22 protein-coding genes and 1 tRNA gene are annotated in these 25299 nt (G+C 43.4%); 5 read left to right on the top strand and 18 right to left on the bottom strand.

Going from position 1 to position 25299, the window contains the following annotated elements:
* Positions 1 to 1077: a cytochrome d ubiquinol oxidase subunit II gene (gene cydB, locus IE165_RS02610; RefSeq protein WP_189625054.1), complete on the top strand. Its 1077-nt coding sequence runs from the start codon at positions 1 to 3 to the stop codon at positions 1075 to 1077.
* 195 nt (positions 1078 to 1272) lie between these two features.
* On the opposite strand, the gene IE165_RS02615 is transcribed toward cydB, so the two are convergent.
* The gene (locus IE165_RS02615) at positions 1273 to 3147 is read right to left on the bottom strand and encodes an acyltransferase family protein (protein WP_189625055.1); all 1875 of its coding nucleotides are present in this window, start codon (positions 3145 to 3147) and stop codon (positions 1273 to 1275) included.
* Positions 3148 to 3302: 155 nt separating this feature from the next.
* Here IE165_RS02615 and IE165_RS02620 point away from each other — a divergent pair, with 155 nt between their 5' ends.
* Positions 3303 to 3878, top strand: coding sequence for a pentapeptide repeat-containing protein (locus IE165_RS02620; protein WP_189625056.1), 576 nt, complete (start codon positions 3303 to 3305; stop codon positions 3876 to 3878).
* A gap of 89 nt (positions 3879 to 3967) precedes the next feature.
* Here the strand turns inward: IE165_RS02620 and IE165_RS02625 are convergent, their stop codons facing one another.
* The 3 genes from IE165_RS02625 to IE165_RS02635 all read right to left on the bottom strand — a co-directional run bounded on the left by IE165_RS02625 (position 3968) and on the right by IE165_RS02635 (position 7146).
* On the bottom strand, positions 3968 to 5182 hold the full coding sequence (locus IE165_RS02625) for a bifunctional 3,4-dihydroxy-2-butanone-4-phosphate synthase/GTP cyclohydrolase II (RefSeq protein ID WP_189625057.1): 1215 nt from the start codon (positions 5180 to 5182) through the stop codon (positions 3968 to 3970).
* 77 nt (positions 5183 to 5259) lie between these two features.
* Positions 5260 to 6717: an LptF/LptG family permease gene (locus tag IE165_RS02630; protein ID WP_189625058.1), complete on the bottom strand. Its 1458-nt coding sequence runs from the start codon at positions 6715 to 6717 to the stop codon at positions 5260 to 5262.
* A 51-nt stretch (positions 6718 to 6768) separates the two neighbouring features.
* The gene (locus tag IE165_RS02635) at positions 6769 to 7146 is read right to left on the bottom strand and encodes an START-like domain-containing protein (RefSeq protein ID WP_189625059.1); all 378 of its coding nucleotides are present in this window, start codon (positions 7144 to 7146) and stop codon (positions 6769 to 6771) included.
* Between the two features lie 226 nt (positions 7147 to 7372).
* Between IE165_RS02635 and IE165_RS02640 the strand changes: the two genes are divergently transcribed.
* A tRNA-Met gene (locus tag IE165_RS02640) sits at positions 7373 to 7446 on the top strand.
* A 267-nt stretch (positions 7447 to 7713) separates the two neighbouring features.
* Here IE165_RS02640 and IE165_RS02645 read toward each other — a convergent pair.
* The 6 genes from IE165_RS02645 to IE165_RS02670 are packed head-to-tail and all read right to left on the bottom strand — an operon-like array spanning position 7714 to position 11961.
* Entirely contained in the window at positions 7714 to 8220 is a 507-nt protein-coding gene (locus IE165_RS02645; RefSeq protein WP_189625060.1) for a hypothetical protein, read from the bottom strand.
* Between the two features lie 12 nt (positions 8221 to 8232).
* Positions 8233 to 8784: a CopD family protein gene (locus IE165_RS02650; RefSeq protein WP_189625061.1), complete on the bottom strand. Its 552-nt coding sequence runs from the start codon at positions 8782 to 8784 to the stop codon at positions 8233 to 8235.
* Positions 8785 to 8826: 42 nt separating this feature from the next.
* Entirely contained in the window at positions 8827 to 9861 is a 1035-nt protein-coding gene (hemE, locus tag IE165_RS02655; protein ID WP_189625062.1) for a uroporphyrinogen decarboxylase, read from the bottom strand.
* Entirely contained in the window at positions 9862 to 10359 is a 498-nt protein-coding gene (locus tag IE165_RS02660) for a hypothetical protein (protein WP_229826298.1), read from the bottom strand.
* Between the two features lie 23 nt (positions 10360 to 10382).
* On the bottom strand, positions 10383 to 11093 hold the full coding sequence (locus IE165_RS02665; protein ID WP_189625064.1) for a response regulator transcription factor: 711 nt from the start codon (positions 11091 to 11093) through the stop codon (positions 10383 to 10385).
* Positions 11083 to 11961: a sensor histidine kinase gene (locus IE165_RS02670; RefSeq protein ID WP_189625065.1), complete on the bottom strand. Its 879-nt coding sequence runs from the start codon at positions 11959 to 11961 to the stop codon at positions 11083 to 11085. Before IE165_RS02670 ends, IE165_RS02665 begins: the two co-directional genes overlap by 11 nt.
* A gap of 103 nt (positions 11962 to 12064) precedes the next feature.
* On the opposite strand from IE165_RS02670, the gene IE165_RS02675 reads away from it, so the two are divergent.
* Complete coding sequence (locus tag IE165_RS02675) at positions 12065 to 12766, top strand: YjjG family noncanonical pyrimidine nucleotidase (RefSeq protein WP_189625066.1); 702 nt, start codon at positions 12065 to 12067, stop codon at positions 12764 to 12766.
* Positions 12767 to 12804: 38 nt separating this feature from the next.
* Here IE165_RS02675 and IE165_RS02680 read toward each other — a convergent pair whose 3' ends face one another.
* The 3 genes from IE165_RS02680 to IE165_RS02690 all read right to left on the bottom strand — a co-directional run bounded on the left by IE165_RS02680 (position 12805) and on the right by IE165_RS02690 (position 16485).
* Positions 12805 to 13620 carry a 3-keto-disaccharide hydrolase gene (locus tag IE165_RS02680; RefSeq protein ID WP_189625067.1) on the bottom strand — a complete coding sequence of 272 codons (816 nt, stop codon included), beginning with the start codon at positions 13618 to 13620 and terminating at the stop codon, positions 12805 to 12807.
* A gap of 48 nt (positions 13621 to 13668) precedes the next feature.
* On the bottom strand, positions 13669 to 16122 hold the full coding sequence (locus IE165_RS02685) for a TonB-dependent receptor (RefSeq protein ID WP_189625068.1): 2454 nt from the start codon (positions 16120 to 16122) through the stop codon (positions 13669 to 13671).
* A gap of 81 nt (positions 16123 to 16203) precedes the next feature.
* Positions 16204 to 16485, bottom strand: coding sequence for an ATP-dependent Clp protease adaptor ClpS (locus IE165_RS02690; RefSeq protein ID WP_189625069.1), 282 nt, complete (start codon positions 16483 to 16485; stop codon positions 16204 to 16206).
* A 66-nt stretch (positions 16486 to 16551) separates the two neighbouring features.
* Between IE165_RS02690 and IE165_RS02695 the strand changes: the two genes are divergently transcribed.
* Positions 16552 to 17598 (top strand): 3-oxoacyl-ACP synthase III family protein, encoded by a 1047-nt coding sequence (locus IE165_RS02695; RefSeq protein WP_189625070.1) that lies wholly within the window; start codon positions 16552 to 16554, stop codon positions 17596 to 17598.
* A 95-nt stretch (positions 17599 to 17693) separates the two neighbouring features.
* Here the strand turns inward: IE165_RS02695 and IE165_RS02700 are convergent, their stop codons facing one another.
* From IE165_RS02700 to IE165_RS02720, 5 genes are all read right to left on the bottom strand, one after another.
* Positions 17694 to 18332 (bottom strand): sterol desaturase family protein, encoded by a 639-nt coding sequence (locus IE165_RS02700; RefSeq protein ID WP_229826304.1) that lies wholly within the window; start codon positions 18330 to 18332, stop codon positions 17694 to 17696.
* Between the two features lie 130 nt (positions 18333 to 18462).
* Positions 18463 to 20364, bottom strand: coding sequence for a RecQ family ATP-dependent DNA helicase (locus IE165_RS02705; RefSeq protein WP_189625071.1), 1902 nt, complete (start codon positions 20362 to 20364; stop codon positions 18463 to 18465).
* Positions 20365 to 20368: 4 nt separating this feature from the next.
* Positions 20369 to 22453 carry a ComEC/Rec2 family competence protein gene (locus IE165_RS02710; protein WP_189625072.1) on the bottom strand — a complete coding sequence of 695 codons (2085 nt, stop codon included), beginning with the start codon at positions 22451 to 22453 and terminating at the stop codon, positions 20369 to 20371.
* On the bottom strand, positions 22447 to 24477 hold the full coding sequence (locus IE165_RS02715; RefSeq protein WP_189625073.1) for a ComEA family DNA-binding protein: 2031 nt from the start codon (positions 24475 to 24477) through the stop codon (positions 22447 to 22449). The genes IE165_RS02710 and IE165_RS02715 overlap by 7 nt, the downstream gene beginning before the upstream one ends.
* Positions 24467 to 25267 carry a hypothetical protein gene (locus IE165_RS02720; protein ID WP_189625074.1) on the bottom strand — a complete coding sequence of 267 codons (801 nt, stop codon included), beginning with the start codon at positions 25265 to 25267 and terminating at the stop codon, positions 24467 to 24469. The genes IE165_RS02715 and IE165_RS02720 overlap by 11 nt, the downstream gene beginning before the upstream one ends.
* Between the last annotated feature and the right edge of the window lie 32 nt (positions 25268 to 25299).

Here is a 25299-nt window from a genome sequence, read left to right on the forward strand (position 1 = left end):
ATGGAGACATTATGGTTTATTATTCTTGTTGTGATGTTGGCCACCTACATCGTGTTGGATGGTTATGATTTTGGCGCGGGCATCGTGCATTTCCTTGTCGCAAATAATGAAGCCGAGCGGAAAGCTGTAACGAATGCTATTGGTCCATTTTGGGATGCAAACGAGGTTTGGTTAATTGCCGCTGGCGGTGTTTTATTCTTTGCCTTCCCTACATTATATGCTTCGTCTTTTAGCGGATTCTACTTGCCGTTGATGCTCGTCCTATGGCTCCTTATTTTCAGGGCAGTAGGTCTGGAACTACGTGGGCAGGTGCACAATCGGCTTTGGGAACGGCTATGGGATCGCGCATTCGGTATGGCAAGTCTACTATTGGCGCTATTTTTTGGTGCCGCGTTGGGCAACGTCGTGCGCGGGGTTAACCTAGGGGTGGTTGAAAATGGCGTTGCACAACAAGAAGCACCCTATTTCTTTCTCCCGTTATGGAACCCTACATTTGACCCACTTGCCGAGCATCAAGGGATCATCGATTGGTTTACTCTTGTTCTCGGACTGGTCTCCGTCATTACATTGACAATTCACGGAGCGAACTGGATTATTTTAAAGTCAAATTCAACGATCAACCGACGTTTACGCCCCCTTATATTTAAATTGAATGGTGTTTTGCTATTTTTAGTCTTGCTGTCGGCAGCGCTGTGGTATTATGTCAAACCGATAGCCTTCACAAATCTCGAAGAGCATTTTTGGCTCTGGATCTTTCCTATTATTGGCCTGACAGGCCTAATAGGCCAATTCAATATTAAAAGGTTCAAAAGAGACGGTACCGGCTTTGTGTGTTCAAGTCTGTTTATCGTGGGTAGCTTTGGAACCACTGCAGCATCCATGTATCCCGTTCTATTGCCATCAACCAACAGCGTCAGCCCTTCGTTAACGATTTACAACGCTTCCGCAAATGAGTATGGACTAACGGTAGGACTGGTTTGGTTTATCATCGCCGCTGTCTTAGTCATTGTTTATTTCATTATACAATTTAGGGTATTCAAAGGAAAATTGGACGAGCTTGACTATGGAGGGCACTAGGTTAACTGTCTTTATACGCCAATACGGCACGCGCCCCGCAAAAAATGTGCAATTTGTATAGGCAAAAACGAGGTAGTTAAATATAGACATCTGTACAATAAAGCAAGAGGTATTTGTAACCGACAACGCCCTTTTTATCTCCATCCGCCGCCTCACGCGTATGCGTTTTAGTGGGATAAGGCTAGCGCAGCATCTTCAGGGTTTTGGATTGCCTCCGAAAATTCGATCTTGCAAAAGATCCTCATACTGATTTGTTCCGAAAGTAGACATATGGTCGGCGTCATACAGGTAAGCTTGATATCCGTCTCCATGCATAATTTCAGGTAAATTATACACGTCAATATATCGTTCAGAAATCTTGGAACATTTCAAAAACTGGTTCGCATGGTAACGTGCCGGCAACAAATAATCCGAACGATGTATGCCAAATCGACGATGCAGCACCTCCACTACCGGATATTCTATACAGTAGCCCTCGGTTTGTCCAATCACGATAATCGGGACATGGTAAGCGGAAAAGAATGAATCTATTTGGTTGATATAATTGGTGAGCTCCTTCTTACCGTAACTGACATAGTTTGCCGCCAGTATGACCTTATCAATTTTTCGTAAGTTATCCGGCAGGTAGCTGCCGTACATGTAGTTCATCAGTTGGGTTGGACCTTGGAAAACCGATCTGATACCGGGAACCGGAAAAGTTTCATCTGCGGTTGCCTGCATAAGATGTACATTGTTTTTCTTGGCTAGATTGCGCAACGTCGCTGAAAACATGCCTGCGTGGCAGTCACCCAAAAGCAAGTAGTTCTTTAGACTATCTGAAAATTCAAAAAGTTGACGGCGATCAAACTTATCGAACGGCGCATTTGCTAACAAATGCCCCCTACCGAAATCATATTGTTCGGGAGCACACTGAACGGAATAGCTGCGAAGAAACGGTGTCAACCTTGATTCGACATCCGTCAATAATATTTTATTCGGCGAAATGCGTGTCAACGAAAAAGTAACACATGCTGTCAAGAAAAGCCCCAAAATAAGTAGGCGTGGCTTCCAAAAATATCGTCTTCGTTCTACCAATAGATAGGCAACACCGCTTATTACAATGGATAACAGAAAAACCAAAACTCTAGTGGAATGTTGGTCCCAAGCAAAATAGGTACAAAAGACAAGCATAGGCCAGTGCCACAAATACCAACTATAGGAAATCCGTGCGATGTAAACCACCAAGAAAGATCGATAAAACCTAAAATCAGGTGATAACAGCAGCAACAGCGCGGTAAGCCCCACCGGTATGAAGGTCGATGCCGATGGCCAACCCCTATATCCGATTTCGAGAAATCCGCTTAAGGCCAATACCAAGAAAACGATCGCAACAAATCCGAGAACCTTTCGCAAAGAAATGGCGATACGCGATACCCATACGGGACGATAGACAAATGTCAGCCCCCCCATCAAGAACTCCCACAAACGAGTCGGAACCATATAAAACGAAAACGATCGATCAGTCTGCATGGCATAGCACATAAGTCCGAAGGATAAAAGCAGCAGTACAAACAACATCGGCATCGTCACGTTAAATTGCTTTTTACTGGTTTTTCCTATTCCCAACAAAATAAGGGGGTAGATCAGATAGAACTGTGCCTCAACGGAAAGAGACCAAGTATGCAGCAAAAAGTTGAGCTGTGACGACGCTGCGAAGTATCCTGACGCTTGGTAATAATGTATGTTTGATAAGAAAAGTACGCTGGACAGTGCGAATCGGCAGAAATCATACAGTTTTATTCCGAGCAAAAAGTAGATCAGCAATAGGAAAACAACGATTAGAAATAGCAACGCGGGCAGTACACGCGTCAACCGCCTCGCGTAAAAAGCAAGGAGACTAAAGGTTCCGGACATTACTTGACGCGTTATGATTTGGGTCATCAGATAGCCTGAAAGGACAAAAAATATATCTACGCCTGCATATCCATCCCGAAAAATACCAAGATCGAAATGAAAACAAACTACTGCAACAATGGCCAAGCATCGCAGAAAAACAATATCATAACGGGTATCGTTGGTGGTAGGCAACATGACGGCAGTTATAATTTTATTATAAATATATCGAATTAATTCCGATAATTATTGGATAGCTGTATACGTATTTTCCTAAAATGCATGTGAAAGTATGTCCCGTGCGTTATAAAAATGTAAATTGCGTGCTTTCAGACAGCAAATCATTTCTTCACATGGAATCTGTATACCATCAGGATAAGCAGTACGTCAAAATAAATTTCCAATCGCAGGACAACCGGGGTGCGGTATATGATGGATGTATCTTTGATGGGTGTGTATTTTACCAAGTAGATCTTTCTGATTGTAACTTTATCAATTGCACATTTACACATTGCGACCTATGTTTGGCCGACGTTTCTCGGACAGGCTTTCAAGATGTAAGGTTTTCGCATTGCAAATTGATGGGCATATCGTTTGCAAGCTGCAGTACGTTTGGTCTCTCGTTTTCATTCGAACACTGTTTGCTACAGCATAGCGTATTTGCGAAATTGAAGCTAAAGATGCAGCAGTTCAACAGCTGTAAATTACAGGAGGTTGATTTTACAGGTACAGATCTGACTGGTGCTTTATTTGCCGAATGCGATTTGGAGCGCGCCGTCTTTTGGCAAAGTAACTTAGAAAAAGCTGACCTACAAAACTCGTTCAATTATCAAATAGATCCGGAGCACAATCGAATTAAACGCGCAAAATTCTCTATTTGGGGATTGCAAGGGCTCCTCTATAAATATGAAATAGTGGTTATGAAGTAGCGATGTGCTATGGCGAAGGAAAATTAGCACATCATTTTATCAGTAAGACTATATCGCCTCGCAAGCTATGGCTGCGAGGCGATATAAAATCAACTATCTTTCATAATAGAATGTCCCATACGATCTCTTTTGGTCCGTAGGTACGATTCATTAAAAGGATTAGACTGGATCTCGATGGGGACATTTTCCACAACCTCTAACCCATAGCCCACCAAACCAGCGCGTTTTGTTGGGTTATTTGACATCAAACGCATCTTCGTTACGCCGATATGACGTAGAATCTGTGCGCCGACTCCATAATCGCGGAGATCAGCTTTAAATCCCAACTGCAGGTTGGCGTCGACAGTATCGACACCTTGCTCCTGCAACTTGTACGCCTGCAATTTATTGATCAATCCTATACCTCGGCCTTCTTGGTTCATATAGACAACCACACCTTTTCCTTCCGCCTGAATCATTTCCATGGATTTATGAAGTTGAGGACCACAATCACAGCGACAAGAGCCGAATATATCACCCGTAATACAAGAACTGTGCACTCGTACGAGTATGGGCTCATCTTCTTTCCATTCGCCCTTATAAAGCGCAAGATGTTGCTCACCTGTATTTTTTTGGGTAAATGCCTTTAATTGAAAGTCTCCCCATTGGGTTGGCATATGAACCGTTTCTTCTTCTTGGATAAGTGAATCGTGTTTCAGCCGGTATTCGATAAGATCTTCAATACTGATAATCTTCAAATCAAACCTTTTCGCGACTTCCATAAGATCTGGAAGGCGAGCCATTTCACCATCATCTTTCAAGATTTCTACCAACACACCGGCGGGTTCGAAGCCTGCTAGACGAGATAAATCTACCGAAGCTTCGGTGTGTCCCGTACGCCGCAAAACGCCGCCATCTTTCGCAATAAGCGGAAAAATATGCCCCGGTCTCCCTAGTTCTTCAGGCTTAATGTTGGGGTCTATCAATGCTTTAATAGTCTTTGAGCGATCAGATGCTGATATTCCTGTTGTGCAACCATAGCCTTGAAGATCAACAGATACCGTGAAATTGGTCTCGTAAACTGCGGTATTTTGTCCGACCATAAGGTCTAGATTCAATTCCATACAGCGCTCTTGCGTTAATGGCGCACACACCAAACCACGACCGTGCGTAGCCATGAAGTTGATGACTTCAGGGGTCGCGTTTCGGGCTGCCGTCACAAAGTCACCTTCGTTTTCACGATCCTCGTCATCAACAACGATGATGACTTTACCTGCCCTGATATCCGCGATGGCGTCTTCGATCGTATTTAATTTTATTTCCATGTTGTGTTAGTCTTGCGTCAGCAAAATTAGCGTTCTTTGCTTTCTTTTGTATAATACCCTTGTCAAAAATCTGTTGGTTATTGGGATAACCGCCTGCGAAATCTAGATTTGATCCAACCCCATGCTTTCTCCATCTTCAGTTTATATTGCTCAATATCGAACAATGACGAATCAGTGGTTGATTTGTATGTTAAAAACATAGCCAAAGGACTGAGCACAATAATCGCCATCCACATGCCAAAAATTGGATCAAGACTACCGTCTTTAGCAGCTTTTTCTGACATTGTGGAAATAATATGATAGATCAAAAAGAATATAATCGCCACCACAACGGGTAGTCCTAGCCCCCCTTTACGGATAATAGCTCCTAGTGGTGCACCAATAGCAAAAAGCAATAAACAAGAAACAGCCAAGGTAAATTTTCTATGAAATTCGATATGATAGCGTATGTCTTTCTCGACATAGGCTTTAAAATCCGGCTCCTTCATTTCGAAGACGTTATTCATCTGTTGTGCCTGGCCAAGTGCATTACTGATGAGCATCCTTCGTTGTTCCTTAGGAACGTAATCCGTCAAGAAATTATCGAATTTCTTGACCGGAACGGGGCTCGACTGTGCTTCGTGATAATAGGGGGATAAGTATGTCACATAATTCTTAGCTTCTAAAAAGATGCTTCGTTGTATACTATCCAACTGAATCCGATTGGAGTCTGTGTATATTTTTAGCTGGCGAAGGTTCAACATCGAATGGTGGGTCTTGAAAAAACTTTCATCCGTGCGCTTCATCTGAAAAGCCTCCATATCAAATTTCTGTTCGGTCTCTTTAAACCGGAAACGTGTAAATTGCTGTCGAGGGTCGTAGCGTTTCGCATTTTTTGCCCTCGACTCCTCATAACGCACACCGTCTTTCAGACGCAAAATCATGTAATTATTGTCGGCTGAATTCTGCATAAATCCTTCTTTAGCCAAAAGCACATTATTCGTCGCATTTCCTGCCCGATGATCATAAATCATTAGATTGTACAACACGGTACCATTTTCATTTTTGCTTTTCGCTCGAATGGAATAGCCAGGGATGGTGCTGTTAAAGATCCCCGATTTAATTAAAAAATCAGCTTTTTTGTTACGAACGTCCCAAAGAAGCGAACCCATTTTCAGGTTTACAACAGGCAGAATATAATCAGAAAAGAGAAAAGATCCCGCAGCAAAAAAGGTAACGAAAAAGATTAAGGGGGTCATAGCTTTTCGCAGGGAGTAGCCAGCAGCCTTTATTGCTACCAACTCGTAGCTTTCACCCAAATTCCCGAACGTCATGATTGACGATAGCAGCATCGACAAAGGCAGGGCCATTGACAGCTGTACAGCACACTGGTAACCGATCAGCTCCATTAACACATACCATTCAAAGCCCTTTCCGATCAGATCGTCAATATACTTAAACAAAAAAAGCATTAGCAGGACAAACATCACGATACAAAAACATACCATAAATGGCCTTATAAATGCCTGTAAAATCAAGAGGTGTATCTTCTTCATATCGACGCTGAATTTCCCTTCGCAATCTCCGATACAAAGATACTATTTTTTTTATGCTCCGATAACACTCTGCAGGTAGCCAACGGAATTGGCCCATATTTTTTTTCTGTCTTCCAAATTATCTTGTTTTACATAGTCGGTTATGGCCAATGCGACATCATTCGTCAACTCATCTTGGATAATCTCGATTTCAAAATAATACGGCTCATCATCAATCCACTTGAAACGCACGGACTTGTTTTCTTTGCTGGCGACCAGTCTCGCTTTATTTACTTCATCATCCCAAATGAACTCGTATATCCCATCTTTGTAATTCACATCGTCGGCAAACCATTGGGATAATGCATTAGGCTCCTGAATATAGGGGAATAAAATTCGAGGTGATGAATTGATGATATATTCCAAATGAATTTCAACTTTTTGTTCCATACAGTTTGTTTTGGTTAATAATAAAAACCATTGTTGATGGTTGTAATTATACAATTTTATTTTGGTAATCAAAATAGAATGTCCAATTAATTTTATGGCAACAAACACGGACAAATTATCCATTTAAAAATGAGCACATTGTGCAGACTAACACTATAAAAGGGTGCTGAATTACTTTTTTTTCTTTGCATATAGTCTGTATTTACTATATTTGCAACACGAAAACGGCGGGGTAGCTCAGATGGTTAGAGCGCAGGATTCATAACCCTGAGGTCGGCAGTTCGATCCTGCTCCCCGCTACATTGGAAAACAAGCCTTTAGAATCAACATTCTAAAGGCTTTTTCGTTGGTAAGGAGGTATGGCCATAACATCCCTAAATGTTGTGGCGAGATACGAGCATGCCCCGAGCTATAACAAACCCTTGTGCCTCGCATCAAAATACTAGGGATGTTGGTCGATTGACTTTTAAGTGGCTATTCTTTCCTAAAAATGACAAGGCATGCCCGGCAATAAGTCGAAAAATGTAGCTATGCTGTAGCACTCGTCCCTAGCATAGCCCTAAACTACTACCAAAGATGGTAACGTAGTCCAAACATCACAAAATTGGGTTCAAACTCTTCCCAGTCAAAATGATATTTCACTTTGTAGCCCCCGTACACGGATATATTCGCGTCCGGAAAATAGTAGCTCAGCCCTAACTGTGCATTGGAAACTGTGAAATTTCGCCTCGCTTCTGGGGTAACTATTTCCCCATCGATTTCGTTGAAACGATAGAAATCTTGGCTCAGACCCGCTCCCAGAAACACGTTAAAATTGCTTTTTTCCTTGTCAAGAAATGAGAAAAGGTAATCGGCTCCGGCAGCTACAAATCCATTGCGCCCGTAAATCTGTGCCTGCACTGCAGAGTAGGTTCCAAAATCGTACTTGCCTTGAATACCGAATGCACCGTTGTAGGCGGGTGCCTTTAGCTGGACATCACCATAAAATCCAAAAGCCCAAGTGTGGTCCTGTGCTTTGGTAAGCAAAGACGATATGGTCAAGACTGCGATAAAAAGTAAGCGGATTGTTTTCATAATTCAATTGTTTTAATCTATTTTTTCACCCTTTGATTTTCTATATTTCTTGTACAACTTAATCAAAACCATCAATAATACGGCCAAACCCACGAGACCAAATACACCGTATAGCCAATCTACCGCAGAGCGAAAGATCACCAAGAAAACGATGGCAAACAGCACGACGGTCGCCAACTCGTTCCAAAGTCTGAGTTGGGAAGACTTCCAGGAGCAACGTTCCGCCGCCAGCTGCTTCATGATATGCTGTGACTTGAAGTGATAAAATACCAATAAGCCAACAAACGCTAGTTTTACGTGCATCCAACCTTGGGTCAAAAGTCCAGGAGACAGGTATAGCATAGTGACAGCGGACGCGATCATCAAATACATGGAAGGCGTGGTGATCACCCACCAAAGCCGACGTTCCATCAATACAAATTGTGCATGCAGGACTTTATAGACCTCCGGAGACTTTTGCCGAGCTTCTGTATGGTAGATAAAAAGGCGCGGCATATAAAATAGGCCTGCCATCCAACATACCATAAAGATGATATGTATCGATTTTGCATATAAGTACAACATAGTCAGCAATATAAAGAAGGGGCTTATTCGCCCCTGCTCTTCTTAATATCTAAATTCCTTTACGACATCAATAGCGTATTTAACATTGTCGAATGGTATATCCGGCATAATACCATGACCAAGGTTAAATATAAAACCACTTTCGCCGCGCATTCGTTCAAATAATTGAAGGATTTTCTCCTTAATAACCGGTTTGTTTGCGTATAACACAAATGGATCGAGATTTCCCTGTACTGCAATACCTTCCGGCAGTGTTTGTTTGATATTTTTCAAATCAGCATTCCAATCGATCGAAATGACATCAGGATGTGCCTCCGCCATCATCGGAGCAAAAACAGATGACCCCTTGCAAAAAGAAATAACCGGGACAGTGCGTCTGATACCGGCCAGTATATATTTATTGTAATAGTGCGAAAAATCACGATAGTCATTCCACGATAGCGCCAGTGCCCAACTGTCAAAAAGTTGCACAGCATTCACACCGGCATCGATCTGCATATTCAGGTACTGAATGGTCACATCGGCAATCTTCTGCAAGATATAGTGCGCGAGTTGTGGTTCATTGTTCAGCAACAATTTCGTACGTTTGAAATCTTTGGATGACCCTCCCTCGACAAGATAACTTAAAATGGTGAAGGGCGCGCCAGCAAATCCAATAAGCGGAATGCGGCCACTCAGACGCTGTTGTATCACTTTAATTGCGTCGGCAACATATTGCAATCTATCTAAGCAGTCAACCTGTAGCTTATCCGCATCGCTCTGCGAACGAACAGGGTTACTGAACCGTGGCCCTACCCCCTGTTCGAAGGAAAGATCGCCTCCCATAGCTTCCGCTGTCACTAAAATATCAGAAAACAGAATGGCAGCATCAATATCCAATAGATCTACCGGCAACATCGTAACATCGGCCGCAATCTCGGGCGTTTTGCACATCTCCAAGAAGTTATACTTGTTTTTTATTTCCCAATACTGGGGCATAAATCGACCTGCCTGTCGCATCATCCATACCGGTGGACGCTCCGTAGACTGCGACAACGCAGCTTTAATCAATAAGTCGTTCTGTAAAAGTTGATTCACTTAGCTCTGTTTATTAAGTTCTATTTCAATTTTGTGGACAATTCCTAGTTGGCGCTCTGTCAATCTAAGTTTCTTCGCCAATTCAATATACACCGGTACCCGTTCGTAATTCTTCTTTCGCAGGTTAATGTTTGCTAAATTGATCAAAACGAACCCTTTCTCGGTATCTCGCTTCCAAGGCAACCTAGAGGCCAATTGGAAATGATATTCGGCCTCCTCTATCTGTTCTTGCTTAAGGCGGATATTTCCCATCATGAACTCGTAATAGTTGCGTCTACCTTTACGCAACCGATCCGGGTTTTGAATTTCGTTCAGCAAACGTTCTGTCTTTTCATAATCCTGCTTATGAAAAGCCTGCGTAGCCAAAAACACCGTCCCCTCACGAAAATGACTCCAAATGATGTACCCTATACCACCTAGAATATAGATCGCTATATTGAAATGGCGCGCGTACAATGCATAAAGAAGAAATGCCGCCGCGATTGCGATGACAATCATTCTGGATCGTGTATTCATCAGCGTTAAACGGTTGGCGTATCCGTAAATTTATAGCCTACTCCACGTATGGAGTGAAAGAACACCGGATGTTTTTGGTCGGGTTCAAAATATTTACGGAAGGTTAGTATGAAGTTATCGATCGTTCTTGTAGAGGGATAAACGTCATAATTCCAAACCGTTTCCAATATTTGCTCCCTCGAAACCGCCTCATTCTTGCGTTCAATAAGCAACTTGAGCAGCATCGTTTCCTTTTTGGTCAGCGAAGTGATGCTGCCATCGGCGTGATGCAGCTCATAAGAGTTAAAATAGATGGTCTTTTCGCCGATAGTATACGAATTAAACTCTTTCAGATCATCTGCTTTTAAGCCTCGTCGGATCAGGTTTCCAACGCGTAATATAAGCTCCTCTAAATTGAAAGGCTTAACCAAATAATCATCGGCGCCCTTTTTCAATCCCGTTATACGGTCTTCACTACTGTTTTTCGCCGTTAAAAACATAATAGGTACTTCGGTGTTTTGCAGTCGAATCGTCTCTGCCACCTGAAAACCGTCGATTTCCGGAATCATCACGTCCAACACCACTAGGTTGAACCGTTCTTCTTTAAATATTTTCAACGCTTTTTTACCATCTGTCGCTGTAGTGACCCGATAGCCTTCCAATTCCAAATTTAGTTTGATTGCTTCCAATAGATGCTCCTCGTCTTCTACCAAAAGTATACGCTGTTTAGCTTGCATAGTTATCAAATGTTACTTCAAAAATACTCCCCGAAGGAGTGTTATCTTTTACTTTAATGGAGGCATTGTGTTTTTGCAACACGGTTTTCACAATATATAACCCTAAGCCTGTGCCTTTAGTTTTACGGGTGGATTCGTTTCCCACGCGGTAAAATTTGTTAAATATATTCTTTTTTTCTTCATCCGGTATACCTTGCCCATGATCCGCCACCGAAAACTGTAACTTCCCAAAATCATTCTTCCGCAATTGCACCAAAACACTCGCGCATGGCGGAGAATATTTGATGGCGTTCTCGACCAAGTTATTGACGACATTAGTAATAGCAAATTTATCTGCATGGATCACCACATTCTCCTCTAGCTCTGGTTTGATTACTTGTGAACTGCATGCGTTCTTCTGCAACCTGTCCACCACGGAATTTACTACTTCCGTAAAATTAAAATCTTCTTTTGGTAGATTAAAGCTACGACTTTCCAGCTTAGTCGTTAGCAAAACGTTTTCCACCAAGTCGTCTAAACGTTCAATATCTTTCAAAGAATTGGTCAAAAACATTTTTTGCTGCTCGCGATCCAGATCTCGCTTGAGAATCGTTTGAATATACAATTTCACGGACGCTAGGGGTGACTTCAATTCATGTGTTACGGATAACAGAAAATTCTGCTGCTGTTGCTGCTGTTTATGTTCGCGGCTGAACAATTTCTTCAATCGCATGGCTCCCCAAATAAAAATCAGCAGAAAGAAAATCCCCTCGCCGATAATCATGCCTCTGCGCTCCGGTTCGTAACTAACTAACAGATAACCCCACCAACCTAGCTGCATGACTGCGTAGAACACCAAAAAATAAAACAAAACGAGGGCTCTTTTCATATACCTATGACCTATATGCACAAAAGTAACTATTTGCGTCAGGCTACGGAAATAGTAAACTTTTTTTGACACTAATAAGAAAAATCCTTTCCTATATTTGCACATGTTTTTTGATAAAAAAGATATCTTTTTTGACTTGGATCACACCATTTGGGATTTTGATAAAAACGCACGTGAGACGCTGCAAGAGCTCTACCATACCTATAAATTCGATGCGCTAACCGGTGAAAGCAGCCCAGATGCTTTCATAGATGCGTACACAGCCAACAACCACCGCCTATGGGGGCTTTATCATCATGGCCTAATAGATAAAGCAATGCTCAGAAAAGCACGATTTGAAGATACTTTTTCACAGCTCGGCATCTCTCCTTCATTATTTCCTTGGGCTTTTGAAGAAGAATATCTAGCCATTTGCCCCACGAAAACCAACCTCTTTCCTCATGCACATGAAACGTTGGCGTACCTTGCGAACAATTATCGGCTGCATGTAATCTCAAATGGCTTTAAAGAGGCCTGCGAAACCAAATTGGCACACAGCAAACTGGTGAATTATTTTCAAACAATCGTCATATCCGAAAATGTAGGCGTTAACAAACCCAATCCGGCTATTTTTCATTACGCATTAAAAAACGGGGAAGCTGCTGTAGGAAAATCGGTTATGATTGGCGACAATCTAGATGCTGACGTAAGAGGCGCTCAAGCGGTTGGCATGGATGCCATATTCTTTAATGCGGTGGGCGCAAGAAGGCCTGCTGACGTGAAATACATGATCGCAGACTTGCGGGAACTGCAATCTTACTTTTAACAGAGAAGGAGGATCAACGTCCTCCTTCTAACTATTTTCTAAAGAACCTTCACCTTTATATTTTTTAACCAAACATCATCGCCATGATCCTGAAATCCTATGACACCAGATTTGGTTTTACCTCCCACATTGTTTAACAGCTCAAATGCCAATGGCCACTTGGATTCGCTAAACTTGCTTGCTTGCAATAATTTCGTCCAGTCATTCGTCCATAACGTATACTCTACGACCTTTGCATCATTTTGGTAGTGAGTGACTTTTCCTTTGTTCACGACAATCTTCGCTTTGTTCCACTGTCCAGCAGGATTTCCATTTTGAGGCTTTGCCGGAATCATATCATACAACGAACCAGATTTCCTGTTGCCGTCCACTCCCATCTTGGCATCAGGATGGTTATCGTTATCCAACAGCTGGTATTCCGGACTGGATATGTAGATCGGTTGGTCTTTAACCTCTTTTGCTAAAAAGAAAACGCCGGAGTTTCCCGATTGAGAAATTTTCCACTCGAATTCCAATTCGAAGTTTTTAAAGTCGTGTGCGAAGATCAAGTCACCTCCATCCGGATTCGTTACACCAACCGGATTCTTGGAGAATTTCAACATCCCGTCTTCAATCGACCATTTCGCCGGAACCTTTTCTTTGTTGTAGCCTCGCCAACCATTCAGCGAAGTGCCATCAAAAATAACGTAGGCACCATTTGCATCTTTTTTAAAGTTCTTAAGATCGACCTTGGGAAGGTTCAGCACCTCATATTGCGGAACGGTTGATGACGCCTTTTTCGACTGTTGCGCACTACAAGCCACACTAGATACGAGCATAGCTGCGCCTATTACATACATAAAATTTCTCTTCATATTAACATGCATAAGTTTAGTTGCTGAATAAAGATAGTAAAAATCTCATTAAAAGCCGCCTCCCATCTCGTCGCCCATATCCCCACTATCTTTTTGTTCACGTTTTTTCGTCAGATCTTGGAGCCCAAAACGGTAGGAGAACGATAAGGTTACCATTCGTTTCATCCAACGATGCTCAAAGTCTGTCACGACCTGCGGTGTAGTTGTCCGAGCGCCAAACCGTCGCGTGTTGAATAAGTCCCGCACATTCAGCGAGAGATTCGCCCGCTTGTTCATAAACTCTTTTTTCACCGCAACATCTACCCCCGTCATGTACTTTGATTTGCCTTGTGCCATCACACGTGGCGCAAAGTAATCTCCACGAAGCTGAAATGCCCAATTTTTAGGCAGTTTCACATTGGAATTTAGGTTTGTATTCCAGTTTATTCCTTCTTGTTCCTGAATAGCAAAAGCCGCATTGCCTTCAAATTTATTGTAAAACAAATTTCCGTTCCAAGTCGCGTCCCACCAGTTTGTGATATTGACCTTCGAGATCAACTCAAGACCAGCCACGTTAGAACTGGTCAAATTTTCCCAGCGGCTGAATGTGACACTATTTTCATCGACCAAATAAATATAAGGCTGCATCACATCGTTCATTCGGCGATAATAGGCCGTAGAAATAAAATTCCATTTACTATAGGTTTTGGCAAAGCTGGCTTCAAACGAATGGATGTCCTCAGGTAATAGATTTGGATTACCTTGACGTCTGTTCATTTCGTCCGATACATCGGGAAACGGGTTAACCTGCCATCCGCGCGGACGCTGTACCCGACGCGAATAACTCAACTGCACCTTATCTCCACCTTCGTTCACGTCATAGGTCAGAAAAACGGTTGGATACAATCGAAAATAGTTCTGTCCGCCATCTACGACCTGCTCTGCATCAGACAGATTAGGATCTTTTCCAAAATACTTGGTGGTAAGATCGACCTGCTCGGCACGGAGCCCCACTTGATAACCAATCCTCCCCGATAGTTTATTTTGATAATTGACATAAAGCGCATGTACCGCATTGGTCATATCGAAATCATTACTGATGGAGAAGTCTGGAAAATACTGATTAGTGACTGTGTTGAGCGTGTCTGAAAATTGAGTATCGAAAGACTTGCGAATCAAGCTTCGGTATCCTGCTTCGAATTTACTATCCTCATTGAATGGGAGCACATAGTCTAGCTGGATGTTCATCATCTTACCGTCTTCGCTGGTCTCGTTTATCCTTCCATCTGTTGGTGAGCCCGAGCTATAGGTTTGCGTAAAGCTATTCGTTCCATCTTCCGTATCCCTACCGTAATTGAAATTTGCTACCAGCTCTGCACCTTCACGCTCAAATTTACGAATGACATCAACATTAAATTCATAACCGAGATCGCTTTCTTTCTGTCGAGAAAGGCGTGTACTGGTACCTGTAAGTGAGGGATGATTCACATAGCGGTAAATAAGGTCTGCGTCGCGATTATTGTCGCGGACACTTAAATTTGTCGATAATCCAATTGTAGTTTTGTCATTCAGGAAGTAATCTGCTCCCAATTTCACAGTATTATTAACCCCTCGTCGGGACGTCTCTTCGGAATTATCGATACGGCTATTGTTATTCAAGTACAGATTATCTCTGGCACCAGACCCCAACATATTCCTTCTATTAAAATTATAATTCCCGTAATAGTTGAATTTCTTATCCCTGAAATTTAGCGTAACACCAGCCATGTAGTTATTGTACGATCCGGCAGACGCCGTTGCAGTTCCGTTCAGCCCCGTACGCACATTCTTTTTCATCACGATATTTATGATCCCCGATTGGCCCTCGGCATCATATTTTGAGGAAGGGTTGGTGATAATCTCGACCTTATCAATTGCATTGGCCGGCAGAGATTGCAACAAGGCATTTACGTCGCTCCCCGCAAGAGCCGACTCGCGCCCATCAATCAGAATCTTGACACTGCTCGAGCCACGCAGGGACACCGAGCCGTCCATATCCACCTGTAAGGTAGGTACATTTTGCAAAAGGTCTGTTGCCGAGCCACCGACACTCACGAGGCTTTGCGAAACGTCGAAAATCTTCCGATCAATACCCAATCGCATTTCGGGCGCGCGTCCCTCCACAACCACTTCTTGAATGACCTTACCATCGCCCGTAAGCATGATCTTACCTAGATTCAATGGATCGACACTATTCACTTGGATATTGTCCCGGATGATATCTTGTTTACCCACATAAGTTATACGTAAGGCGTAGGTTCCGAAATTGATTTCGCCAAACCGAAGATTTCCTTGTACATCGCTTTGCGCGCCAGAAACATATTGTTTGTCGGATTGACGCAATAAGGACGCGCTAGCGCCAATGATAGGCTCATTGGTTTCCGCATCCATGACAAGAGCTTCGATTTTCCCCTTTTGGGCGACAAGAATAAATGGGAAGAAAATAAAAAGTAAAAGAAGTTTAACGTTTTTAGTTGATATCATTTTAAGAACATACATGTTCACAAAACAACAAAATAAAAGCTGCTATCGTTCTATCGTAACTGTATTATTACGCGCAAGGTTTTACTCTACGGATACGGTGAGCCCTTCCGACTTCAAAATTTTACGATAAACCTCCATCTCGGTAAATGATCCCTCCAAAACTGCACATTTACCGTCATGGTGTACCCTCCACGCAATCTGTTCTGCCTGCAGCTCTGTGTACTGTAGATGTTTCATTAAACAGGCGATCACGTGGTCAAAGGTGTTAATCTCATCGTTCCAGAGGATTAGACGGTTGGAGGTCTTAACAGACGCCAAGATTTCGTCAAGCGTAAAGGTCTCTTGTTCGGTTTGTACACTCATGGTACAAAAGTAGTTATTTTTTAAAAAATGCCGTACTTTTACCAATTAATCAAAAATATATAAACTATGTTTCAGTCGAAGATAGCAGGCATCGGTTATTATGTGCCCAAAAACGTGTACACGAATAACGATCTCACCCGTTTTATGGAAACAAGCGATGAATGGATACAGGAACGCACAGGAATAAAAGAGCGTCGCTACGCAGACAGATTGGAAGAAACGACGACCACCATGGCTGTTGAAGCGGCAAAAATAGCGATCGAGCGGGCTGGGACATCTACGGAAGCGATCGATTTCATCATATTCGCCACGCTATCTCCCGATTACTACTTTCCTGGTTGCGGGGTATTGCTACAGCGGGAAATGGGAATGAAGGAAATCGGTGCCCTGGATATCCGTAACCAGTGCTCGGGATTTGTGTACGCGCTATCTGTCGCTGATCAATTTATAAAGACCGGCATGTACAGAAATATATTGGTGGTCGGTTCGGAAAAGCATTCTTTTGCGCTCGACTACTCGACCCGCGGACGTAGCGTTTCCGTTATCTTCGGTGACGGCGCGGGAGCCGTGGTACTGCAACCCAGCAGCGAAGCAGGAAAAGGCATATTAAGTACCCACCTCCATGCCGATGGAGGGGAAGCGGAAAAATTGGCGATGTACTATCCAGGCGCTTCAGGTGGAAAATGGCTCGACCAAAAACCAACTTGGCCCGATCAGGAACTGGGTGGAATGCTGATGACAAGTGATATGTTGGCGGATGGAACCGCTTTCCCCTACATGGATGGACAAGCGGTCTTCAAAAAAGCTGTCGTCAAGTTCCCCGAGGTAATTCACGAAGCACTTGCTAAAAATAATCTTAAAGCCAGCGACATCGACATGTTGGTGCCTCACCAAGCCAACCTACGTATCTCTCAATTTGTGCAAAAAACATTAGGCCTACGTGACGATCAGGTTTTCAACAACATACAGAAGTATGGAAATACTACAGCAGCCTCTGTGCCTATAGCCTTATGCGAAGCTTGGGAACAGGGCAAGATCAAAGATGGAGACCTAGTCTGCCTCGCTGCTTTCGGCGCAGGGTTTACTTGGGGTTCTGCCTTGATACGCTGGTAGCAAAGTAAACGGCACGCTTGAAATACCCACGCCGCCGTGAGTCAAAAAAGAGTCGGCAAGGAAAATCTTGCCGCATACGCAAAAGGTCGGTGGCTTTACGTCGACTTTTTGTGTTTCTTACCGAACCCTGAATTGAATATGGCATCCCAAAGCGAAGAACTTACACCAAAACCGCGTTCCGGATCCGCATAATGGTGCAGCATGTGATGATCTTTTATTTTTTTGAAAAGACCAGATTTGAAATTGGCGTGATGCATGGCATAATGACATTCATCGTAAATGAGATACCCAATTAAAAATCCGGCGAAAAAGGCAGATAGGGTAAACTCTTCAAAGAAAAAACTAAATAAAAAGTATATCGTTGTCGCCAGGGGAATACTCGCCGAGAGCGGCATCACTAACCGTAAGCGATCTCTAGGATAATCGTGATGTACCCCGTGAAAGATAAAGTGGATACGCTTCCCCCATGCAGAAGTGGGATGATAGTGAAATACCCAACGGTGCAATACATATTCAGCTAACGTCCAAAAAGCTAGCCCACCAAAAAAATAGAATAGCACGTCGCCGACCTCCATTTCCCCAAAAACAAGCGCTCTGTAAATCAGGTAGCAAATAACAGGTATCCAAAAAATAAGTGGAACGCTAAAGTGGATTTTTGTCAAAGACTCTAGAAAATTGTTCTTAAACATCCGAGTAGATTCTGTTGAGTTTGATACGTATAATTTTTTTGCCATACCATGAAGGGTTTAATGATAACACAAAATTAACAAGACTTTAACATGGATCAAAGTTTTACTTTTTGAACATCAACATTATTTTGTCAAATCACGATCTATCGTGAATAAATTGTCGCTGATTCAAAGATTAGAACGGCGTTTTCCAACTGTAAAAACCGTTCGCCAACAAAACCGCACCCTCGTCCAACAATTCACGGATTACACGTACTTTTACTTCATCATTGCCGATAGTCAGTTCATCTACTAATTGCTTAATTGTCTTTTGATCTTGCAGCAGCAACAGCTTGATCTCTTTTCGCAATTTTTTCGCTATATCTTGCCGGTGTGCCCGCATCAAACAAAGATCGCACACTTCGCAATAGGTGTCATCTTTTTCACCGAAGTATCGTTGGAGTGCTTTGCTTCGACACTCGGTGTCGTCTAGGTAGGCATAAATCGCTTTAAGCTGCTTTTCCTTGACATCTTTTCGTTCTTGGATAAACGTCGCGTCAATGAACAGGTTTCTATAATCTACCCTTGGTTGCAAAAACTCCAGTTGGGGTGCATCGGTTTTTGGAAGATAACTTGCCAATTGCAATTTTTGCAGACCTCCGAACATATCGACCACATCGCTATAGGACATTTTCAGCTTTTTAGCAAACTCATATTCATTAATCGGCACATAATATTCGAACACGCCTCCATATGTCCGCAAAATAAGCTTAATCAACGGATCGTATTTAGCGGATTGTACCTGAAATTTATACAATTCTTGGTAGTCGATTTCAAACTTAAAACGCGAAGGGATGAATACCGCTTCTGATACGCTGATCCACCCATCACGCTCTAGAAATTTAAGCGCACTCATGGTCGGTAAGATATCAATAAGGTAGCGTTTGCAAAAATCGACGATATCAAAATCAAAAAAAGCTCCTTTTCCAGCTCCATAAGCTATTTGAAAATAGTTAGCCAATTGATGGTAGACCTGTTGGATAAAGGTAATGGGGGGATAACTCGCTTCAAAGTTCTCCCAAAGCCTATCTCTGTCGGCTTGCTGGTACATCAAAACGGGAAACGCTTTTTTCCCGTCCCTTCCTGCCCGCCCAGCCTCTTGATAATAAGCTTCCAGCGAATCGGGAATATCGATATGCAGCACAAAGCGAACGTCTGGCTTATCGATTCCCATGCCAAACGCATTTGTCGCCACGATCACGCTTACTTTATTATCCATCCAACTATCCTGCTTAAGGGAACGGGTTTGTGCATCTAGGCCAGCATGGTAGAAATCGGCCGAGATGCCATGGTTGACCAAATATTGAGCAACCTCCTGTGTTTCCCGCCTATTGCGGACGTAGATGACCCCTGAACCGCCCAATTTTTGAATCATGCGCAACATTCGTCCCATTTTGTCGTCCTCCGCTAAAGCCATATACCCCAGATTTCCTCGTCGAAAGCTCTGCTGAAATACAGCGCCCCCGACAAAAGCTAATTTATCCTGGATGTCCTTAACCACGGCTGGTGTAGCTGTAGCAGTAAGCGCCAAAAACGGAGTATTCGGATGAAGCTGCCTTAACAGGGCAAGCTGCAGATAGGGTGGTCGAAAGTCATAGCCCCATTGCGATATGCAATGTGCCTCATCGATAGCGAATAAACTGACCTTCATATAACGGATTCGCTCTTTTACCAAATCGCTGTAAAGTCGTTCCGGAGATAGGTACAAAAACTTAATACGTCCATAAATACAGTTATCAAGTGCAATATCCACTTCTCGGTGAGACATGCCTGAAAAAATAGCAACGGCATCTATTCCTTTTTTTCGCAAATTTTGCACCTGGTCTTTCATCAAGGCAATAAGTGGGCTGATCACAATACATATTCCTGGCAGCTGAAGTGCTGGCACTTGGAAACACACCGATTTGCCTCCGCCAGTAGGCAACAGCGCCAAGGTGTCCCGCCCTTGCAGCACAGACGCTATGATCTCGCTTTGCAAGGGTCGGAATGTTTGAAATCCCCAGTATTGCTTTAATATGGCTAAACTTTTGCTTTCCATTTTTTTAATCCGACTTCTCCCAAACATAAGCATAATTATTCTTCAAGATATAATAGTGCGCATGCCCGGACGAAGCTCCTTGTACCATAAACGCTATTGTTCCGGCTTCGTTTGATCCATCAAAGATAATAGCTCTTTTGGGATTAATCGTACATGTGGTTATGGCATTTTGATTTCTTAGCTGCCTTGCTATAATCCAAGAAGCTGATTGCAATGCTGCGGTGTCGTCCAATCGATTGGTTAGAGCGATGCGCCCAAACGGCGTTTCGATCAGGCGTATACCCTTTACCGGCACATCCGCTTTGTAAAACGCTATCTGCGACGGATCTGCGTATCGTGACAAATCTCCCATAACTAGTCGCTTAAGTTTGGGATGATCCATGCTATCTAACGTAGTAACCAAGGCCGCTCTTCCCGTATGGATAATTGCAACAGCCAAATCGTGTTGCACGTTGTAAATCTTTAAACCTTGGAACATCTGCCGTCGCAACCGTTGCACGCCCATACGGAAACTAAGCATCGCCGTGAACAAAAGAACCATAGCCAGTATGGACTTTCTGCGGCTATACCAAGACCACACCATCGTCAGCAGTATACCAATAAAAAAAAATAAATCAATTTTTTCCAAATAAATATCGCTCACTAAAGCAAATGGTAAAGATTGAATGATATCTAGTCCCATTAACATGAATGTACAGAGACCGTCCAAACATTTTCCCAGTATGATATTAAGCCAGGTTAAGGGTGAAACTGCCAATAAAATTCCGATATACATCAACAAAGTTGACGGAATTGCAACCAATAAATTACCCAAAAGGAAGTAGTTTGGGAATTGGTGGAAATAATAAAGCGCTAATGGACTGGTAAACAATTGCGCCGCAATCGATACCCAAACAAGTTCCATCAAATATCTAGCAAGGAAGAATTTAGGCCGGAATAACGATCGCAGGAGAGGATATGCTGTAAACAGACCGAATGCCGCAGCGTATGACAATTGGAATCCCACATCGAAAAGCAAAAACGGATCGAAGGCGACCAATACAAAGGCTGAAACGAAAAGCGAATTGATACCGCCATATCGCTTCTTTCCTAAATCGGCCAGCAGTAGAAAAGAGATCATAAGACCTGCCCTTAAAATAGACGGAGCCATTCCGGTCAGGATGACGTAACTCCATATCGCGATCAACATACAAGTATTCCGCACAAAACGTCCATATTTATAAAATTTAAGGCGGGAAAAAAGCAGGTTAAGCAAATAGAATACGAGGCCAACATGCATGCCCGAAACGCTCAATACATGGACGGTTCCTGTTACAGAAAACTTCTGTAAAATTTCGTCATTAAAGTCATTACGATATCCGAAAACAAGTGCTGCACAAACATTTAGAGACGCGGGATCTGATATTACCTCTCCAAACTTATCTCTCAACCTATGGCGTAAGTGCAGCGCCATACTGACTAGCCAGTTTCCACTTCCCTTTTCTAAGACATGCCACTCCCCTTCTTGTAAGAAAGCTTGATGGTACACGTTCTTATTAGCTAAATATTGCTGATAATCAAACTGATGCGGATTATAAGCTGGCGGTATCTTCTGAAGCTTGTTGACAATTGCAATCTTATCTCCATAATTCAACGGCATGTTTGCCGTACGAACAACACTCACGATGATGGACCCAGAAGCAGGAAAGCGATCTTTACCTAACTGTCCTTGGGTGATGCTTATCGGAAATCTAATGATTTTTTCGCGAACCGTCGGTTCATTGCTAACGATGCCAATGACTGCATCTGCTTCATAGCCGTCTATCGCTAACTTCTGATGGATTGGTAGTCGATAGGCGATGGACTGAAAACCGACCCATACAAAACAGAAATAAAGAAGCACAGGAAATACAGCGCGCGGAAGAGTTTTTGAAAAGGCGGCGCAAAGAAACAATAAGGAGACAATGATCAGGAAAATAATGCTTGATAGATGGAGTAACGTAGTAGAAACCTCGATATACCGACCGGCTACAATACCAAGCGAAAGGACTGAAAATAATTTTGCAAAGGGTGTTCTACGGAGTGCTTCGGCGATGCTAATTGCTACCATTGACATCGCATTTGAATTTTCACTTCAGAACGATATGGGCCGTCACTTTGGTCAAGACCCGTGCCTACCTTTTCCGCATCTCGGTAACGTGTAAAACTATAGCGAGCCCATAGATCAATCTGTTTGTTTATCTTATACCGGATGTTCGCGTAGGAACGCCATCCTTTGCCGCTGTACAAGGGAAAGGCATTTGCATAGAGTACATCATTTTCGAAAGCATACAGCCTTGCGTCATAGGAATCAGTCGTGAAGTAAGCTACTCGGGCGTTCGCATGCAATCGCCCCCCTCGTACGTTCAAAAAAAGGTCTTGAAACAAAAGGATGCCTTTGTCGATCTGCTGTTCCTTCTGAACGGCTATGCGCTCAAAACGAGAGCGGATTTCCCAAGTGTTCGATAGCTTGTATTGAAAGTTCAACCGGACCTGTCGACGCTCTATGTCCACCAAATAACGCTCTGCGACATCCAATCTTGTATTCTCCTGCCGTATCCGATAACGATACCGTAAGCCGACGTGCCCCTTTTTATACCATTGGTAGGTACCTTGCAGGAAAAGGTCTACAGCGCGACTAGGAGCATCGGCACGAAACCTGATCCACGGAAAGCGGACCGCGTCAGCATAGGCAATACAGACAAATTTCCTAGCCAGCTGGTATGATATCCCTCCGTATACACCCCGCTCGTTTGCCACGAGAGAACCTTCCCCCAATGCTTGGCTAAAAGGTGCATAGTAGGCGGGCTGATAATTGCGGTAGGTCAAGAACATCGAAACCTGCGGTGATAGACTGGCAAGCAAGCCATTTAACATGGCCCAAGTGCCATTAATATGGTAGGCAAATTCTCCATAGAGATAGATATTACGAATGGTAAATTGGTAGTTTGTCGAGGTATGCAAACTTGACTGCGCAGAAAATCGATGGATATTGCGCAAGGCTGGCAAAGGAGTAATGGTTCCATTATACAAACTATAAACCCCCAAAGCCCCTACACGTAATCGCGCGCGTTCGTAAGATACATTTAATCCTGTTGTCAGGTGGTTGATTTGTTGCCGGTTCTTTAGTTCGTTGGGTGTCCGATGTAATCCGGATGTGGAAAGTGAACGAATTTCCACGCCTTCCTCCGTTTCTACACGATTTCCGGAGAGCTTACGCAAGGACACAAACGGCGTCATTGATAGCGCTTTCCATTGTAGCTTACCCGCGAAGCCTCGCAGGAAATTATATTCATTCATCGAAGTGTAGCTCCGCATATCGGCACCACTGCGTGCTGTCGTGGTGATCATAGGTCCTTTGCCAAAGCTCAGTCCATTCCAAATTACAAGACCTTGACCCACCTGCAACGCATAATCGCCCAACAGCAACTCCTTTAAAAACCCACTTCCTTTAACGTGCAAGCTGACACCATAATGGTCAAAACCCCAACGCTGCTGCTGGCGAAAAAAAGGTTCTCCGGCATCCTTTTTCATATTGATAGCCAACCGGATATTCTCGCCCAAACGTAACCTATATCGCACAGCGTAACGATTGGCATCGCCCAAGTATCGTGATCGCGAAGAATCCCTCATCGCATATCCTATTTGCCGCTCCAAGACACGCGCATAGCGCACGATCAGTTGCTGATTTACCTTACCCGTTTGGTGCAGCGAGCCTATTGGCCGCACGGTGACAAACGGCAACAACTTCTCGATCATTGGCAAATCGAAGCCCTCCACAGCCTGCAGCTCTAACACAGAAAGAAAATGGCCGGACAGCTCCCGATGCTGCAGCATACCCGCTATTTGAAGCGGTGTGATAAACAACAGGTCTGCTAAATCTTTTCCATCTGTCCGATTTAGATCTATTGGAAAGCGCTGGTAGTGGCGTAATACTTCTGTAAATTCACTCATATCCACCGCTTCATCCAATCCCTCTAAAAGCTGTTCTATGATGGCTTCTTCTGTCTCTTCCGAAAGTGTAGTCTGTGCATGTGCCAACCCTTGGTATAGCACAAAAACACATAATGCAATGCCAGCTACATTAAAACACATAAGACATCGCGATTTGTGGAGATGTTCCCAACGTAGGATGAAAAGTAGATGCTAGATCAATTTGCCAACATCTTTTAACGATACCAATGCCAGCCGTGTAACGAAACGGGTTGGAAGCCCAGCCGCCTCGAATGCAGAGCGGTTGGACAAAACGGTAGGTGATGCCCGTGCGATACTCCCAATCTAACGCATTTTCACGCCAAATATCAGCGGCTGCCTGCACCTCTTCCGTCAATTGAAACAATGTACCTAAACCAACCTGTCGCGGAATCCGTTGATCCACCCAGGGCATAAAAGATGCGCTAGAGATATTCCGCCAAAATACACCGATCTTCCATCTGCTAAGCATTTGGTACTGAAAGCCTAAATCGGCACTAAATTGCCGTTCACTCTCATAAAACTGCACGCCAAATTGATGGTAATTCACGCTTACGGAAGAAGAAAATCGATGGCCAAAGGCACGCGCAAAGGAAATGCCGGCTTTCAGGAGGCTAATCACATCAAATATACCATAGTTTACAGCGCTGATACCTATAACATGGGAAGAAGCAAACGGAACGGCCAAATAAAACGCTTGTGAAGCGACGCCCGTTCCCACAAAATGTTGCTGATAAGCGCTGCCCACAGCCAGTCGCTTTAGCGATGTAATTCCTGCCGGATTATCATGCAGCGCAAACACTCCCTCCCGCGCTATACCAGCACCGCCGGCACCTAAAAAAGGTGCTGGAGAAAATTGTTGAGCAGATAATCGGAAGGAGATTACTAGGAGAAGTAATACCTTGATTATCATAATTCATTATAATTGATGGTTAAATATAAAAA

The sequence above is a fragment of the Sphingobacterium griseoflavum genome (genome assembly GCF_014653155.1).
Classification (GTDB): Bacteria; Bacteroidota; Bacteroidia; order Sphingobacteriales; family Sphingobacteriaceae; genus Sphingobacterium; species Sphingobacterium griseoflavum.

Coding starts and splice junctions, on each gene's coding strand:
- IE165_RS02635 (WP_189625059.1), bottom strand. CDS start 7,146: ATGGAACAAAAAGTTGAAATTCATTTGGAATATATCATCAATTCATCA.
- IE165_RS02720 (WP_189625074.1), bottom strand. CDS start 25,267: ATGATAATCAAGGTATTACTTCTCCTAGTAATCTCCTTCCGATTATCT.
- IE165_RS02645 (WP_189625060.1), bottom strand. CDS start 8,220: ATGAAAACAATCCGCTTACTTTTTATCGCAGTCTTGACCATATCGTCT.
- IE165_RS02665 (WP_189625064.1), bottom strand. CDS start 11,093: ATGCAAGCTAAACAGCGTATACTTTTGGTAGAAGACGAGGAGCATCTA.
- IE165_RS02685 (WP_189625068.1), bottom strand. CDS start 16,122: ATGATATCAACTAAAAACGTTAAACTTCTTTTACTTTTTATTTTCTTC.
- IE165_RS02670 (WP_189625065.1), bottom strand. CDS start 11,961: ATGAAAAGAGCCCTCGTTTTGTTTTATTTTTTGGTGTTCTACGCAGTC.
- IE165_RS02625 (WP_189625057.1), bottom strand. CDS start 5,182: ATGGAAATAAAATTAAATACGATCGAAGACGCCATCGCGGATATCAGG.
- IE165_RS02710 (WP_189625072.1), bottom strand. CDS start 22,453: ATGGTAGCAATTAGCATCGCCGAAGCACTCCGTAGAACACCCTTTGCA.
- IE165_RS02715 (WP_189625073.1), bottom strand. CDS start 24,477: ATGTGTTTTAATGTAGCTGGCATTGCATTATGTGTTTTTGTGCTATAC.
- IE165_RS02620 (WP_189625056.1), top strand. CDS start 3,303: ATGGAATCTGTATACCATCAGGATAAGCAGTACGTCAAAATAAATTTC.
- IE165_RS02680 (WP_189625067.1), bottom strand. CDS start 13,620: ATGAAGAGAAATTTTATGTATGTAATAGGCGCAGCTATGCTCGTATCT.
- IE165_RS02650 (WP_189625061.1), bottom strand. CDS start 8,784: ATGTTGTACTTATATGCAAAATCGATACATATCATCTTTATGGTATGT.
- IE165_RS02690 (WP_189625069.1), bottom strand. CDS start 16,485: ATGAGTGTACAAACCGAACAAGAGACCTTTACGCTTGACGAAATCTTG.
- IE165_RS02675 (WP_189625066.1), top strand. CDS start 12,065: ATGTTTTTTGATAAAAAAGATATCTTTTTTGACTTGGATCACACCATT.
- IE165_RS02695 (WP_189625070.1), top strand. CDS start 16,552: ATGTTTCAGTCGAAGATAGCAGGCATCGGTTATTATGTGCCCAAAAAC.
- IE165_RS02660 (WP_229826298.1), bottom strand. CDS start 10,359: ATGATTGTCATCGCAATCGCGGCGGCATTTCTTCTTTATGCATTGTAC.
- IE165_RS02700 (WP_229826304.1), bottom strand. CDS start 18,332: ATGGCAAAAAAATTATACGTATCAAACTCAACAGAATCTACTCGGATG.
- IE165_RS02615 (WP_189625055.1), bottom strand. CDS start 3,147: ATGTTGCCTACCACCAACGATACCCGTTATGATATTGTTTTTCTGCGA.
- cydB (WP_189625054.1), top strand. CDS start 1: ATGGAGACATTATGGTTTATTATTCTTGTTGTGATGTTGGCCACCTAC.
- IE165_RS02705 (WP_189625071.1), bottom strand. CDS start 20,364: ATGGAAAGCAAAAGTTTAGCCATATTAAAGCAATACTGGGGATTTCAA.
- IE165_RS02630 (WP_189625058.1), bottom strand. CDS start 6,717: ATGAAGAAGATACACCTCTTGATTTTACAGGCATTTATAAGGCCATTT.